The organism is Streptomyces sp. NPDC048172 (assembly GCF_043202595.1).
Lineage (GTDB): Bacteria > Actinomycetota > Actinomycetes > Streptomycetales > Streptomycetaceae > Streptomyces.
Window position 1 is genome coordinate 447,275 of sequence record NZ_JBIDAT010000001.1, and the last position, 15,164, is coordinate 462,438.

Annotated in this window: 14 protein-coding genes; 10 read left to right on the plus strand and 4 right to left on the minus strand. The window is 72.5% G+C overall.

What is annotated here, in order from left to right:
• Window positions 1-71: 71 nt before the first annotated feature.
• From ACGF3A_RS02110 to ACGF3A_RS02135, 6 genes are all read left to right on the plus strand, one after another.
• Window positions 72-1,658 carry an ABC transporter ATP-binding protein gene (locus tag ACGF3A_RS02110; RefSeq protein WP_393727100.1) on the plus strand — a complete coding sequence of 529 codons (1,587 nt, stop codon included), beginning with the start codon at window positions 72-74 and terminating at the stop codon, window positions 1,656-1,658.
• Window positions 1,655-2,782, plus strand: a complete 1,128-nt coding sequence (locus ACGF3A_RS02115; protein WP_393724815.1) for an ABC transporter permease — start codon at window positions 1,655-1,657, stop codon at window positions 2,780-2,782. Before ACGF3A_RS02110 ends, ACGF3A_RS02115 begins: the two co-directional genes overlap by 4 nt.
• Window positions 2,779-4,101, plus strand: coding sequence for an ABC transporter permease (locus ACGF3A_RS02120; RefSeq protein ID WP_393724817.1), 1,323 nt, complete (start codon window positions 2,779-2,781; stop codon window positions 4,099-4,101). The genes ACGF3A_RS02115 and ACGF3A_RS02120 overlap by 4 nt, the downstream gene beginning before the upstream one ends.
• A 4-nt stretch (window positions 4,102-4,105) precedes the next feature.
• Window positions 4,106-4,516 carry a cytidine deaminase gene (locus tag ACGF3A_RS02125; protein ID WP_393724819.1) on the plus strand — a complete coding sequence of 137 codons (411 nt, stop codon included), beginning with the start codon at window positions 4,106-4,108 and terminating at the stop codon, window positions 4,514-4,516.
• A 40-nt stretch (window positions 4,517-4,556) separates the two neighbouring features.
• Window positions 4,557-5,831, plus strand: coding sequence for a thymidine phosphorylase (locus tag ACGF3A_RS02130; protein WP_393727102.1), 1,275 nt, complete (start codon window positions 4,557-4,559; stop codon window positions 5,829-5,831).
• 108 nt (window positions 5,832-5,939) lie between these two features.
• Window positions 5,940-6,539 carry a Uma2 family endonuclease gene (locus ACGF3A_RS02135; protein ID WP_393724821.1) on the plus strand — a complete coding sequence of 200 codons (600 nt, stop codon included), beginning with the start codon at window positions 5,940-5,942 and terminating at the stop codon, window positions 6,537-6,539.
• A 7-nt stretch (window positions 6,540-6,546) separates the two neighbouring features.
• Here ACGF3A_RS02135 and ACGF3A_RS02140 read toward each other — a convergent pair whose 3' ends face one another.
• Window positions 6,547-7,383, minus strand: coding sequence for an oxidoreductase (locus tag ACGF3A_RS02140; RefSeq protein ID WP_393724823.1), 837 nt, complete (start codon window positions 7,381-7,383; stop codon window positions 6,547-6,549).
• 86 nt (window positions 7,384-7,469) lie between these two features.
• On the opposite strand from ACGF3A_RS02140, the gene ACGF3A_RS02145 reads away from it, so the two are divergent.
• The gene (locus ACGF3A_RS02145) at window positions 7,470-8,369 is read left to right on the plus strand and encodes a LysR family transcriptional regulator (protein ID WP_393724824.1); all 900 of its coding nucleotides are present in this window, start codon (window positions 7,470-7,472) and stop codon (window positions 8,367-8,369) included.
• 224 nt (window positions 8,370-8,593) lie between these two features.
• Here the strand turns inward: ACGF3A_RS02145 and ACGF3A_RS02150 are convergent, their stop codons facing one another.
• The gene (locus tag ACGF3A_RS02150) at window positions 8,594-9,856 is read right to left on the minus strand and encodes an MFS transporter (RefSeq protein ID WP_393724826.1); all 1,263 of its coding nucleotides are present in this window, start codon (window positions 9,854-9,856) and stop codon (window positions 8,594-8,596) included.
• A gap of 164 nt (window positions 9,857-10,020) precedes the next feature.
• Here ACGF3A_RS02150 and ACGF3A_RS02155 point away from each other — a divergent pair, with 164 nt between their 5' ends.
• Window positions 10,021-10,917: a LysR family transcriptional regulator gene (locus tag ACGF3A_RS02155; protein WP_393724828.1), complete on the plus strand. Its 897-nt coding sequence runs from the start codon at window positions 10,021-10,023 to the stop codon at window positions 10,915-10,917.
• 90 nt (window positions 10,918-11,007) lie between these two features.
• Window positions 11,008-11,943, plus strand: a complete 936-nt coding sequence (locus tag ACGF3A_RS02160; RefSeq protein ID WP_393724830.1) for a class I SAM-dependent methyltransferase — start codon at window positions 11,008-11,010, stop codon at window positions 11,941-11,943.
• Window positions 11,944-11,950: 7 nt separating this feature from the next.
• Here ACGF3A_RS02160 and ACGF3A_RS02165 read toward each other — a convergent pair whose 3' ends face one another.
• A complete protein-coding gene (locus ACGF3A_RS02165; protein WP_393724832.1) occupies window positions 11,951-12,520 on the minus strand; it encodes a TetR/AcrR family transcriptional regulator in 570 nt (189 codons plus the stop codon).
• A gap of 349 nt (window positions 12,521-12,869) precedes the next feature.
• Between ACGF3A_RS02165 and ACGF3A_RS02170 the strand changes: the two genes are divergently transcribed.
• Window positions 12,870-14,051 (plus strand): serine hydrolase domain-containing protein, encoded by a 1,182-nt coding sequence (locus ACGF3A_RS02170; RefSeq protein WP_393724834.1) that lies wholly within the window; start codon window positions 12,870-12,872, stop codon window positions 14,049-14,051.
• Between the two features lie 210 nt (window positions 14,052-14,261).
• Here the strand turns inward: ACGF3A_RS02170 and ACGF3A_RS02175 are convergent, their stop codons facing one another.
• Window positions 14,262-15,020 (minus strand): alpha/beta hydrolase, encoded by a 759-nt coding sequence (locus tag ACGF3A_RS02175; protein ID WP_393724836.1) that lies wholly within the window; start codon window positions 15,018-15,020, stop codon window positions 14,262-14,264.
• Between the last annotated feature and the right edge of the window lie 144 nt (window positions 15,021-15,164).

The window sequence follows — 15,164 nt, forward strand, 5'->3', positions numbered from 1 at the left end:
CACCGCCGGAGGAGAGCACCGGCGACCTCGCCGTCGAGCTGCGCGGGATCACCAAGCGGTTCCCCGGCGTGGTGGCCAACCGCGACATCGACATCGCGGTCCAGCACGGCACCGTGCACGCCCTCGTGGGCGAGAACGGGGCCGGCAAGTCGACCCTGATGAAGATCCTCTACGGCATGCAGAAGCCGGACGAGGGCACCATCGCTCTGGGCGGCGAGCAGGTCTCCTTCAGCAGCCCCGCCGACGCGATCAGCCGCGGCATCGGCATGGTGCACCAGCACTTCATGCTCGCCGACAACCTCACGGTCCTGGAGAACACGGTCCTGGGGGCCGAGGGCCTGCACGGCATCGGCGGCAGGGCCCGTAAGCGGATCATGGAGCTGTCCGACGCCTACCAGCTCGGCATCCGTCCCGACCTGCTCGTCGAGGACCTCGGGGTCGCCGACCGGCAGCGCGTGGAGATCCTCAAGGCCCTCTACCGCGGCGCCCGTACGCTGATCCTCGACGAGCCGACCGCGGTGCTCGTGCCGCAGGAGGTCGACGCGCTCTTCGACAACCTGCGCGAGCTGAAGTCCGAGGGCCTCACCGTCATCTTCATCTCCCACAAGCTGGGCGAGGTCCTCTCCGTCGCCGACGCGATCACCGTGATCCGGCGCGGCACGACGGTCGCCTCCGTACGGCCGGACGAGACGACGCCCAAGCAGCTCGCCGAGCTGATGGTCGGCAGCGAGCTGCCCTCGGCGGAGACCCGCGAGTCGACGGTGACGGAGACCCCGATGCTGCGCGTCGAGGACCTGCACCTGTCGGCGACGGACCCGGACGGGGTCGTACGGGCCGTGCTGGACGGCATCTCGTTCACCATCCACAAGGGCGAGGTGCTCGGCGTCGCGGGCGTCGAGGGCAACGGGCAGGCCGAGCTGGTCGAGGCCATCATGGGCATGCGCGACCCGGACAGCGGCGCGCTCACCCTCGACGGCCAGGACATCTCGCACGCCCCGACGCGCAAGCGCCGCGAGGACGGCATCGGCTACATCCCCGAGGACCGGCACCGGCACGGGCTCCTGCTGGAGGCCCCGCTCTGGGAGAACCGCATCCTCGGGCACGCCACCGAGCCGCCCAACACCAAGGGCCGCGTCCTCGGCGTCGAGCTGCTCGACCTCAAGGACGCCCGCCTCGACGCCACGCGGATCGTCGCCGACTACGACGTCCGTACGCCCGGCATCGAGGTGACCGCGGCCAGCCTCTCCGGCGGCAACCAGCAGAAGTTCATCGTCGGCCGCGAGATGAGCCACCACCCCAAGCTGCTGATCGCCGCGCACCCGACGCGCGGCGTGGACGTGGGCGCGCAGGCGCAGATCTGGGACCAGATACGGGAGGCGCGGCGCGAGGGACTCGCGGTGCTGCTGATCTCCGCCGACCTCGACGAGCTGATCGGCCTCTCGGACACGCTGCGCGTGATGTACCGGGGCCGTCTCGTCGCGGACGCGGACCCGGCGACCGTCACGCCCGAGGAGCTGGGCTCCGCGATGACGGGCACGGCCACCGGCCACCTGGAACACCCGGAACCGTCCGCCGACCCCGCCGACCCCGCCGATCCGGGAGACGCGACGTCGGAGGACGAGGCGGCGGCGGACGAAGCGCCGGAGGGCGAACGATGAGCCAACTCGAAGGTCTCCGGGCGAAGTTCACCAAGGAGAAGCTGATCCTGGCGCTCGCCGCGCCGCTGCTCGCCATCGTGGCGGCGCTGATCCTCTCCTCGCTCGTCATCATGGCGAGCGGCAAGGACCCGATCCACGCCTTCACCGTGATGCTCGACTTCGGCTCGAAGAGCGACAGCCAGGTCTGGATCATCAACAAGGCGATCCCGTACTACCTCTCGGCAGCCGCCGTCGCCATCGGCTTCCGGATGAACCTCTTCAACATCGGCGTGGACGGCCAGTACCGCGTCGCCGCGTTCTTCGCGGCGGTCGTCGGCGGGGCGCTCTCGCTGCCCGGCGTCATCCAGATCCCGGTCATCATCCTCACGGCGATGGCGGTCGGCGCGGTCTGGGCGGGCATCGCGGGCGTGCTGAAGACCACGCGCGGCGTCAGCGAGGTCATCACCACGATCATGCTGAACTCCATCGCGGGCTCGCTGATCGGCTACTTCCTCTCCGAGGACCGGCTGGCGGTGAAGGACGGCAACCTCTTCCACACCACCAACATCCCGGCCTCCAGCCACTTCTTCACCATCCCGACCGACCCCAAGCCGATCTACGGCACGATCGTGATCGCGATCGTCATCGGGCTGGCCTACTGGTTCGTGCTCGGCCGTACTCGCTTCGGCTTCGACCTGCGCGCCGTGGGCCGCAACGAGTCGGCGGCCTCGGCCAGCGGCGTCAGCGTCAAGCGCATGGTCGTCACCAGCATGCTGCTGTCGGGCGCCGTGGCGGGCCTGGTGGGCATGCCGACGCTGCTGAACGAGTCGTACAACTACGGCACCGACTTCCCCGCGGGCGTCGGCTTCACGGGCATCGCCATCGCGCTGCTCGGCCGTAACCACCCCATCGGCATGGCGTTCGCCGCGCTGCTGTGGGGCTTCCTCGAACGGACCGGCATCCAGCTCGAATTCGAGGAGTACGCGCAGGAGATCGTCGGCGTCATGCAGGGCGTGATCGTGCTCTGCGTCGTCATCGCGTACGAGACCGTGCGCCGCTACGGGCTCCGCGCCCAGCAGCGCAAGGTCGGCGCGGAGCTCGGCGCGCGCGCAGCCACCCAGGACAAGGCGGAGGTGTCCGCGTGACCACGCAAGCCACGGCCACGCCCAAGGGGCCCAAGGGCCCGAACGGGGCCAAGGCCGCGCCGGACACCGGACGGTTCCGGCTGACGTACCCGATGGTCCTGCTGATCATCGCGGGCGGGCTCGTCCTGTTCTCCCTCACCCGGATCGTCACGGGCTCCGAGCAGCTCACCGACAGCGGGCAGTTCTCCTCCGCGCTCGGCGCGGCCGTCCCGATCGGCCTCGCCGGACTCGGCGGTCTGTGGGCCGAGCGGGCCGGGGTCATCAACATCGGCCTCGAAGGCATGATGATGCTCGGCACGTTCGCCGCCGGGTGGATCGGCTGGCAGCACGGGCCGTGGATGGCGGCGCTCGCGGGCATCCTGGGCGGCGCCCTCGGCGGCCTCCTGCACGCCCTGGCGACCGTCACCTTCGGCGTCGACCACATCGTCTCCGGTGTCGCCATCAACATCCTGGCGCTGGGCCTCGTCCGCTATCTCGCCAAGCTCTGGTTCGGCGAGGACGGCAGCGAGGCGCAGGCCGCGGGGGGCAACACCAAACAGTCGCCACCGATGGACGACATGCCGACGTTCACCGTGCCCTGGCTCTCCGACTGGCTCCATGACATCGAGAAGCACGGCTGGTTCTTCGTCTCCGACCTCGCGGGCATCCTGCGCTCGCTGGTCTTCGAGGTGTCCTGGCTGACGCTGCTGACCGCCGTGCTCTTCGTGGCGACCTTCTTCGTCCTGTGGCGCACCTCGTTCGGGCTGCGCCTGCGCTCCTGCGGCGAGAGCCCGACGGCCGCGGAGTCGCTGGGCGTCAACGTCTACACGTACAAGTACGCGGCGCTCACCGTCTCCGGCGCGCTCGCCGGGCTCGGCGGCGCGTTCCTCGCCATCGGCGTGCACATCTACCAGGAGAACCAGACGGGCGGCCGTGGCTACATCGGCCTCGCCACCATGATCTTCGGCAACTGGCGGCCGGGCGGCGTCGCGATGGGCGCGGGCCTCTTCGGCTTCATGGACGCGCTGCGGCTGCGCGCGGGCGGCCCGACCGTCCACGCGCTGCTGCTGCTCGTCGCGGTGCTGCTCGTGGGCCTGGCGATCTGGAAGCTGCGCGGCGGCCTGTCCGCGGCGCGGCGTGCCGCCAAGATCCAGGCGGGCGTCAGCCTCATCATCGCCGTACTGCTGGTGCTCTGGTACGCGCTGACCGACACCGTCGCGCTGGAGTTCGTCGAGATGACGCCGTACATCACGACGCTGCTCGTGCTCTCCCTCGCGGCGCAGCGGCTGAGACCGCCGAAGGCGATCGGCAAGACGTACCGCAGAGGCGAAGGGACGTGAGCCGGTGACGGACGCCGACGCTGCCGACGGGGTCGACTGGGAAGCCCTCAGGGCGCACGCCCTGGAGGCCCAGGCCCGGGCCTACGCCCCCTACTCGGGCTTCCCCGTCGGCGCGGCGGCGCTCGTCGACGACGGCCGCGTGATCACCGGATGCAATGTCGAGAACGCGTCGTACGGCGTGGGGCTGTGCGCCGAGTGCGGCCTGGTCTCGGCGCTGTTCGCGACGGGCGGCGGCCGTCTGGTCGCCTTCACCTGCGTGGGCGGCGACGACGCCCGCGTGGTCGCCCCCTGCGGCCGCTGCCGCCAACTGCTGTGGGAGCACGGCGGACCGGGCCTGCTGCTGGAGGCGCCCTCCGGCATCCGCCCCCTGTCCGAGCTGCTGCCGGACGCGTTCGGCCCGGAGGAGCTTCCGTAGCCCCCGGGTCCCCACCGAAAGGAAGCACCACATGGTCGGGATGGACGCCATCTCCGTCATCCGCGCCAAGCGCGACGGACACCCGCTGACCGCGGACCACATCGACTGGATCATCGACGCCTACACCCGGGGCGAGGTCGCCGACGAGCAGATGTCGGCGCTCGCCATGGCGGTCTACCTCAACGGGATGACGCGCCCCGAGATCGCCCGCTGGACGGCCGCGATGATCGCCTCGGGGGAGCGCATGGACTTCTCCGCGCTGCCCCGCCCGACGGCCGACAAGCACTCGACGGGCGGCGTCGGCGACAAGATCACCCTCCCGCTCGCCCCCCTCGTCGCGGCCTGCGGCGCGGCCGTGCCGCAGCTCTCCGGCCGCGGCCTCGGCCACACCGGCGGCACGCTGGACAAGCTGGAGTCGATCCCCGGCTGGCGCGCCTCGCTGACCAACGAGGAGATGCTGGACGTCCTGCGCGACGTCGGCTCCGTCATCTGCGCGGCGGGCGACGGCCTCGCCCCCGCCGACAAGCGGCTCTACGCGCTCCGGGACGTCACCGGCACCGTGGAGTCGATCCCGCTCATCGCCTCCTCGATCATGTCGAAGAAGATCGCGGAGGGCACGGGCTCCCTCGTCCTGGACGTCAAGGCGGGCTCCGGCGCGTTCATGAAAAACCTGGACGACGCCCGCGAACTCGCCACCACCATGGTCGAGCTCGGCACCGACCACGGCGTACGGACGGTCGCGCTCCTCACCGACATGGCGACCCCGCTCGGCCGCACGGCGGGCAACGCGCTGGAGGTCCGGGAGTCGGTGGAGGTCCTCGCGGGCGGCGGCCCGGCGGACGTGGTCGAGCTGACCGTCGCGCTGGCCCGCGAGATGCTGGACGCGGCGGGCCTCGGCGACGCCGACCCGGCCAAGGCCCTGGCCGACGGCCGCGCGATGGACGTCTGGCGCCGCATGATCGCCGCCCAGGGCGGCGACCCGGACGCGCCCCTCCCGCGCGCCCGCGAACAGCACGTAGTGAGGGCCCCCTCGTCCGGCGTCCTCACCCGCCTCGACGCCTACGCGGTCGGCCTCTGCGCCTGGCGCCTGGGCGCGGGCCGCGCGCGCAAGGAGGACCCGGTGCAGGCGGGCGCGGGCGTCGAACTCCACGCCCGCCCCGGCGACCGCGTCCAGGAGGGCACCCCGTTGATGACCCTCCACACGGACACCCCCGACGCCTTCTCCTACGCGGAGGCGGCGCTGGACGGCGCGTACGAGGTGGGCCCGTCGGAGTCCTTCACCCCGACCCCGCTGATCCTGGACCGGGTGGGCTGACACCGCCCTGACCTGGCGATTCCCTTTTGGGTGAACGGAGTCCGTGGACCGGCACGGGCTCCGTTCGGCATGCTGGTATCGGTGACGCATCGATATGAGGAGACCGCCATGAGCGCACTCACCGTCGACCACTCGGCCTCCAACGGGCACGAGTGGGACGACCTCGTCCGGATCTGGGAGGAGACGGACGCGCCCGAGGGCTGCAAGGTGGAGATCATCGAGGGGATCGTCACCGTGACACCGCCGCCCGACAACAGGCACAACTACATCGCCGAGAGGATCCAGCGCCGCCTCTACTCCGTGATTCCGGAGGACTGGGGCATCTACCAGACCCTCGGTGCCGCCGTCCCGTCCCGCAGCAGCCTCTTCATCCCAGACCTGGCCGTGGTGCCGGACACAGTGGTGCTCTCCGAGAGCGGCCATTACGTGCCCGCCGCAGCGGCGGAGCTGGTCGTCGAGGTCACGTCCGCGGCCAACGCGAACCACGACCGGATCAAGAAGGCCGAGACCTACGCCAAGGCAGGCGTTCCCCTCTACCTCCTCGTCGACCGGTACGCACCCGGCGGCCCCACTGTCACGCTCTACGGTGAGCCCAAGGACGGGGTTTACCGGGTGCTGAAGGCCGTGCCGTTCGGGGGGCAGATCGAACTTCCGGGCCCGTTCGACCTCGTACTTGACACGAAGGTCTTCCCCGACGAGGGCGAGTAGTTCGGACTCACTCCTCCACGAGGGTGTCGCGGGAGAGCTTCTCCCAGGTCGTGACGTCGGCGCGGACCGTGTCCAGGTGGGACAGGAGCGCGTCGACCGCGTCGCCGCCCAGCGGGAGGCGGAGCGGAGTGCGGTCCGCGTCGAGGGCCGCGCGGATCGCCGCGGCGGCCTTCGCCGGGTCGCCCGGCTGCGTGCCGTCGGAGGTGGCGACCATGCGGCGGGTCGGGCCCACCGTCTCCTCGTAGTCCTCCGAACCTTCGACGAGGGCGCTCACCGGGTCGCCGGAGAAGAGGCCGGTGCGGAAGGCGCCGGGTTCGACGATCAGGACGTCGATGCCGAGCGGGCCGACCTCCGCGGCCAGGGCCTCGGACATGCCCTCCAGCGCGAACTTCGTACCGCTGTACGCGGAGAAGCCGGGGAAGGACATCTGGCCGCCCATGCTGCTCATCTGCACGATGGCCCCGGACCGCCGGGCCCGCATGTGCGGCAGCACGGCCCGCACCAGGGCCGCCGGGCCGAAGACGTGGACCTCGAACAGCTCGCGCAGCTCCGCCTCCGTGGTCTCCTCGGCGGCGCCGACGTGGGTGCGGCCCGCGTTGTTGACCAGGACGTCGATACGGCCGTGCCGCTCCACCACGTCCCGTACGGCCGCCTCGACGGCCGCCCCGTCCGTCACGTCCAGCGCCAGCGCCTCGACCCGGTCCGGGTGCGCCGCCACCAGGTCGGCCAGCGGCGCGGTGCGCCGTGCCGCCGCGACGACGACGTCGCCCGCCGCGACCGCCGCCTCCGTGAGCGCCCGCCCGAATCCGCTGCCGCCGCCCGTGATCAGCCAGACCTTGCTCATGAGTTCCGTTCCTCCCGTAGCCGTCGTTCTGACGAACAGACTTCCGTGTCCGGCCGTTGCCCGTCCAAGACCTGGCGTGATAGCTGATGGTTATGGACGTGCACGGGAGAGACCTGCGGTATTTCCTCGCCGTCGCCGAGGAGTTGCACTTCACGCGCGCCGCCGAGCGGCTCTACGTGTCGCAGCCCGCGCTCAGCAAGCAGATCAGGATGCTCGAACGGCAGCTCGGCGCCGAGCTGTTCGCGCGCGACCGGCAGGGCGTACGGCTCTCACCGGTGGGCGCGGCGCTGTTGCCGCACGCCCGCCGGGTGCTCGACGAGTGGGACACCGCCCGGCACGCGGTCGAACGGGCCGTGCAGGAGCAGCGCGAGACCCTCGTCGTGGGCATGAGCACCAGCCCGGGACGCAGCGGCCTGCTGCCCTCGGTACGGTCGCGCCTGACCGAGCTGCGCGACGTGGTGAACGTACGGCTGCGCCAGGTCTCCTGGGACGATCCGACGGCGGGCCTCGCGGACGGCGGGTGCGACGTCGCGTTCGTCTGGCTGCCGCTGCCCGGCGCCGAGCGCTTCCGCTGGCTGGTCGTCGCCACCGAGCCCCGGCTCGTCGCGCTGCCCGAGTCCCACCCGCTCGCCGCGCGGGACGAGGTGGACTTCGCGGAGCTGCGGGACGAGCCGTTCCTCGCCCTCCCCGAGAGCGCGGGCGAACTGCGCGATTACTGGCTGGCCCTCGACGCGCGCGACGGCCGCGCGCCCCGTATCGGCGGGGAGATCTCCAGCACGGAGGAGACGTACGAGGCGCTGGTCGACGGCCGCGGCGTCGTCCTGGTCGCCACGGGCAACGCGCCGCTGATCACCCTCGGCGGCGTCGTCACCCGTCCGGTGCGTGACATCACGCCCAGCAGGCTGGCCCTCGCCTGGCGCGCGGACGACCGCAGCCCGCTCGTACGCGACTACGTACGCGCGTGCGAGCGGGCCACGGGCGCGTAGTCGGGGCTGGGCAGGGGCTGCCCCTGCCTGTGTGTCGCAGGCTGCGGGTGGTGGGTGGTTGCTCGCGCAGTTCCCCGCGCCCCTAGAGGTACGGGGCGCTCCTCGGAGCGCCCCGTACCTCTAGGGGCGCGGGGAACTGCGCGACAAGCCACGACGCAGCCGCAGCCTGCAACGCATGGGCACGGGGCTACCCCTGTTCAGCAGCCACAGCTGAGGGCAATCACCTAGGCCGTACGGGCAGTAACGGCAGCCCGCCGGGTCGCATAGAGCGTGATGCCGCCCGCGAGGGTCATCGCGGTGAGGCCCAGGGCGACGGTCGCCGCCCAGCCGCCCGCCGCGAAGGCGAGGGCACCGAGCGCGCCGCCCAGCGAGCTGCCGATGTAGTACGCCATCTGGTAGAGCGCGGAGGCCTGCGCCGCGCCGTGCGTCGCGGTGCGGCTGACCGAGCCGGAGGCCACCGCGTGGCCCGCGAAGAACCCGGCCGTGATCAGGACCAGGCCGAGCACGATCGCGACGAGGCTGTCGGCGAGGCTCAGCAGCAGGCCCGCCGTGGCCGTGCCGATGCCGAGGTAGAGCGTGCCGCGGCGGCCCAGCCGCGCGTTGAGCCGTCCGGCCGTGGCGGAGGCGACCGTACCGACGAGGTAGATGACGAAGATCGAGCCGACGAGGCCCTGCGAGAGGCCGAACGGCTCGGCGACCAGGCGGTAGCCGATGACCGTGTAGACCGCGCCGAACACGACCATGAACAGCAGCCCGATCGCGTACAGCCGCAGCAGCAGCGGGTTGCCGAGGTGCCCGCGCACGGTGGCCGCTACCTCGCGGGGCCGCAGCGAGGCGGGCGTGAAGTGCCGCGCGGGCGGCACGAGCAGCCGGAACGCGATCGCGCACAGCAGCGAGGTGAGCGCCACCGCGCCCAGGCCCGCGCGCCAGCCCCAGGCCTCCGTGATCCAGCCGGTGAGGATGCGTCCGCTCATCCCGCCGACGCTGTTGCCCGCGACGAAGAGCCCGACGGCGCCGACCAGATGCCGCGCCCGTACCTCGTCCGCGAGGAACGCCATCGCCGAGGCGGGTACGCCCGCGACGGCCGCGCCCTGGAGCGTACGCAGCGCGATCAGCGTGCTCAGGTCCGGCGCGAAGGGGATGAGCAGCGCGAGCGCGACGGCCACCGCCATGGAGAGCGTGAGCATCCGGCGCCGTCCGAAGCGCTCGGAGAGCGCGGCCAGCGGCAGCACGGCGACGGCGAGGCCGATCGTCGCGCCGGAGACGGTCCAGCTGGCCTGGTCGGGCGCGGCCCCCAGGTCGTGGGAGATCTCCGGGAGCATGGCCTGCGTCGAGTAGAGCAGCGCGAACGTCGAGAGGCCCGCGGCGAAGAGCGCGAGCCGCATCCGCCCGTGCCCGGGGTCGCCGGGGCTGAGCTTGGTCGCTTCGGGATCGGCGGTACTGGCGCCCGTCGTGTCGACGGACGCCTTGGTATCAACAGGAGGCATGCCCTGAACGTACGGCGGCCCTTTTCATCCGTCCAATGCACGGAACTGCAAGAATCGTTCCAATTATGCATCACCGCAGCTAGGGACGTGCCATGTCACCGTCACGCAACGGCAAAGACACTTCCGTCACATCAGGCACAGTGGGGGAGGGGGCGGAGTGGGGCATGGCGCTCACCCCGCGCCTCGCGCAGTTCGCCGCCGTCGCCCGCCACGAGCACGTCACCCGCGCCGCGCACGAGCTGGGCGTGCCGCAGTCCTCGCTCAGCCGCGCGCTGGCCCGGCTCGAAGGGGACCTCGGAGTCGCCCTGTTCGCCCGCCACGGCCGCGCCGTCTCGCTCACGCCCGCGGGCCGTACGTTCCTCGCCTCGGCCGAACGCGCGCTCGCCGCCGTCGAGCAGGCCGCCGAGTCCGTGCGCTCCGACGCCGACCCCGCCACCGGCAAGGTCGCCTTCGGCTTCCTCCACACCCTGGGCTGGGAGACGGTGCCGGGGCTGCTGCGCGAGTTCCGCGCCGAGCACCCCAGGGTCCGCTTCTCGCTCGTGCAGAACTACGGCGAGGCCATGCTCGACCGGCTCCGCGCGGGCGAACTCGACCTGTGCCTCACCTCGCCCGTGCCGGGCCCCGAGGCCCCGGACCTCGTCGCCCGCCGCCTCGACGAGCAGCGCCTGCGCCTGGTCGTACCCGACGACCACCGGCTCGCGGCGCGCAAGAGGGTCCGGCTGGCCGAGGCCGCCGACGAGTCCTTCGTGACCCTGGAGCCCGGCTACGGGATGCGGCGCATCCTCGACACCCTGTGCGCGGAGGCCGGGTTCCGGCCGCGTATCGCGTTCGAGGGCGAGGAGGCCGAGACGATCCGCGGGCTCGTCGCCGCGGGCCTGGGCGTGGCGCTCCTCCCGCCGCCGGTCATCGCCCGCCCCGGCGTCCACGAGCTGACGGTCACCGCGCCGCGCGCCGTCCGCGAGATCGGCCTCGCGTGGCGGGCGGGCCGCCCGGACACGGCGCCGGTCGCCGCGTTCAAGAAGTTCCTGCTCGGCCGCCGGGGCCAGCTCCTCTCGGGCTGAGACTTCCGTCCCGGAAACGGCAATGGGAATTGCCGTGGTCCCGGGGAGGCGGCACGCTCGCCGTACGTACGCGAGGAACGAGGAGGACCCGTGAGCGCACACCACCACCACGGTCACGGCCACGGCCACGGTCATGACGGCGGCGGCAGCGGCGACGGCGACTACGACTTCGACTGGGAGGCCATGGCCGACCGCCTCGAACGCGAGGCCGAACTCCGCGCGGACGCCATGGAGGAGTCCGTGGCCTGGCTGCGCGGCCTGCTGCTGGAGGGCGGCTGCGGCGCGGCGAGCGTCGGCCGCGTCATCGACCTGGGCAGCGGCCCCGGCGTGAGCACCGCCGCGCTCGCGCACGGCTTCCCGCAGGCCGAGACCGTCGCCGTGGACGGCGCGGAGGGGCTCCTCGACCGCGCGCGGGCCCGCGCCGCCCGCGAGGGCCTCGCCGACCGGGTCACCGCCCTCCGGGCCGAACTCCCCGAGGGGCTCGCCGGACTGGGCGCCGCCGATCTCGTCTGGACCAGCCATGTCGTCCACCATCTCGGCGACCAGCGGGCCGCCCTCGGCGCGCTCGCCCGCACGCTCAACCCGGGCGGCGTGCTGGCCGTACGGGAAGGGGGCCTGCCCCTGCGCTTCCTGCCCCGCGACATCGGCCTCGGCCGCCCCGGCCTCCAGGCCCGCCTGGACGCGGCGAACGAGGAGTGGTTCGGCGAGATGCGCGACGACCTGCCGGACGCCGTGCGCACGGTGGAGGACTGGCCCGCGATGCTCACGGAGGCGGGCCTGACGCCGGCCGGCAGCCGTACGTTCGTCACCGAACTGCGCGCCCCGCTGGGCGCGGCCGCGCGCGAGCACCTCGTCGCGTACACCGCGCGCGCCCGCGAGGTCCTGGCGGACCGCCTCGCCAAGGACGACGTCGAGACCCTCGACGCGCTGCTGGACGACGCGTCCCCGCACTCCCTCCGCACCCGCCCCGACGCCTTCCTCCTCGTCGCGGCGACGGTGCACGCGGGGATGAAGCGGACGCCGTAGCCGCGGCTCAGGGGCGGCTGCGGGCGACGAGCGTCTCGATGATGTGGTCGACGCCGTACGGCTCCAGCAGCCCCGGCACGGTCAGGTCGTCGACGATGACGCCGAGCATGGCGAGGTAGAGCAGCAGGACGGTGTCGCGGTCGCCGGGCAGCCCCGCGCCGAGGTGCCACTCGATGTTGGAGTCGAGCATCCGCGTGAAGGTGCGGGTCAGATCCTCCTGCAGCTCGGGGCGGCGGGTGGCCTCCAGGCGCAGCTCCAGCATGGCCAGGTGGCTGCTGCGGTCGCCGCGCATCCGCTCCACGAGCTGCCGCAGCAGCGTGACGTTCAGCCTCTGGTCCGGCGCCGCCTTCATGGTCTCCGCCAGCGCCTCCGGGTCCGGCGTGAGGCGTTCGTTCGTACGGGCCATGATCTGGCGGAGCAGCTCGGCGCGGTCGGAGAAGTAGTTGGTCGTGGTGCCGGTGGGGACCCCGGCCTCCTTGTCGACCGCGCGCAGGGTGAGCCCGCGCGACCCCTCTCTGGCGAGGACCTCGATGGCGGCGTCGAGCAGCGCGGTGCGGCGTTCCGGATTCTGTCGCATGGGCGGGCTCCCGGGATTCGGTTGCGGAGAGGGCGTTGACACCACTGCGGGTGCAGTACTACGTTTTAACCACTGCAAGCAGAGTACATCAACTGCCGTCCTCGAAGAGGAGACCGTATGCGCCCGTCGAAGAACCGGCACCACCCCCACCGCGGCAACCGCCCCCAGCACGCCCCGATGCCCCGTTCCCTCCCGCCCCGCCGCCCCCTCCCCAAGCCCGGCACCCGCCGCTAGGTGGAGCCTCCGGGTGGCCCTTAAGGGGGGAGGGTGTGGCGGGTGGTCCACAGGGGCGAGGCGGGGCAAGTCCGGGCGTTCTAGCGTGAGTTCACCCGAGGGTGAGGAGAACGGAATGCCCAGACGTACCCGCGTGATCGGCGCCGTGTGCGCCGCGGCGGCGGCGCTCACGGTGAGCGCGGCGGCCCCGGCGAACCCGGCGCACGCCGCAGGGACCCCCGCCGCGGCGACGGACACGGCGACGGACACCACGTCGTACGACGACACCCGCCGGATCCTGCGGCGGCTGACCACCACCGACGGGGCGCCGGGCGCCCTGGCCGAGGTGGACGTCCGCCACCGCGGCCGTACGGCGATGACCAGCGGCGTCGCGGACGTCACCACCCGTGCGCCGATGGCGCCCGCCAGCCGGTTCCGCGTCGGCAGCATGACCAAGACCTTCACCGCGACCGTGGTGCTGCAGCTCGTCGGCGAGCACCGGATCGCGCTCGACGTGCCGGTCGAGCGCTACCTGCCCGGCGTGATCAGAGGAAACGGCAACGACGGCCGCGACATCACCGTGCGCCAGCTCCTCCAGCAGACCAGCGGCCTGCCCGATTTCCTGGAACACCTCACCCCGCAGCGCGTCATCGAGAACCCGTTCACCCACTACGAGCCCGAGGACCTGGTGGGCCTCGCGCTCGACCACCCCCGGCAGTTCGAGCCCGGCACCGAGTGGAAGTACTCGAACACGAACTACATCGTGGCCGGGATGCTCATCGAGAAGGTCACCGGCAACCCCTACGGGACCGAGATCGAGCGCCGCGTCATCCAGCCGCTCGGCCTGCACGACACCTCCGTCCCCGGCGACGACCCGCGCATCCCGGGCACGCACCCGCGCGGCTACGTGAAGCCCCCGGGCTCCTCCGGGCTCCTCGACCGCACCGCGTACAACCCGACGGTCGGCGGGTCCGCCGGGGGCATGATCTCCAGCGGCAGGGACATCAACCGGTTCTACGGCGCGCTCCTGGACGGGCGGCTGCTGCGCCCGGCCGAACTGCGCGCGATGAAGACGACCCGCCCGACCGGAAACCCCAACGGACGCGCGTACGGCCTCGGTCTGGAGAGCCTGCCCCTGCCCTGCGGCGGCCTCTTCTGGGGGCACACCGGCGACAGCCTCGGCTTCCAGACGGCGGCGGGCGCCACGCGCGACGGCCGCCGCGTGACCGCGATGGCCAACCTCGACCCGGGCGGCACCGAGGCCCAGGACGACGACATGGACGCCCTCGTCACCACCGCGCTCTGCGAGGCCAGGTGACGGATCATGGTTGCCCTCGTCTCAGGGCTGGGCAGGGGCTGCCCCTTGCTGCGCGTTGCAGGCCGCGGCCGTCGTCGTGGCTTGTCGCGCAGTTCCCCGCGCCCCTGAGACCCAGGGGCGCGGGGAACTGCGCGAGCAACCAGCCACAACCCGCGGTCTGCGACGGACAGGTAGGGGCAGCCCCTGCCCAGCAGCCCCATCGGGCACGGCCTACTCCCGGAGCGTCTTCCCGAAGCCCGAGGCCAGTGGCATGCGCAGGCCCAGGGGCGGGGGAGCGGCCATCGCGTCGGTGAGGGGGCGGCTGAAGTCGCGCCCGCAGAGGGTGCCGAGGACGAAGTCGCGGGCCAGCGCCGTGACCTCGGAGGCGTGCTGGCGGAGCCCGTGCCCGTCGCTGTGGACCTCGAAGCGGCAGACGTCACCGTTCGCCTTCTTCGCCCGCTCCGCGTAGCGGAACGAGAGCTCGGGGTCGGTGTGGCTGTCGTCCGTGCCGTGCACCAGCAGCACCCGGCGCCCCACGAGATGCTTGACCGGTTCCGACTCGGCCGCGTCCCCGTCCGGCAGCCAGGGCGCCAGTCCCATCACCGAGACGACGGCGGGGTGCCCGGCGGCGCGGAGCGCGGCGCGCGCCCCCACGTCCGTACCGGCGAGGCAGACCGGGACGTCGCCGTACCGGCGCACGACCTCCTCGACCGCCCACTCGGCGTCCCGCGCGGGGTGCGCCGCGTCGCCGTTCCAGCCGCGGAAGCGGTAGTGGAGGACGTGCGCGGTGAGCAACTCCTCCCGCGCGGCGCGCGCCAGACGGCGCGCGAGCGGGAGCGCGGTCGCCGTCGCGACGGCGGATCCGCGCCGTACGCTCTCGGCCGCGCCGCCTCCCGGCAGCACCAGTACCACGGCCTGCGGAGCCGTGCTCACGGCCCCCATCGGCCGTCCCAGTCGTGCTTCCCTTTCGGGCAACGCTCGCTGAGCCATGGCAGAACGATGGCAGAAGTCGCGGTGTACGGCGTGGAGCGCGCGATCACCATTCCGTATCACTGTGCGCGGCACGGGCCCCAACCCTGCTGCGCACGACCGAAGTTGAGCGAACGGATGCGATCTACGCGCGTAGGAGCTAGA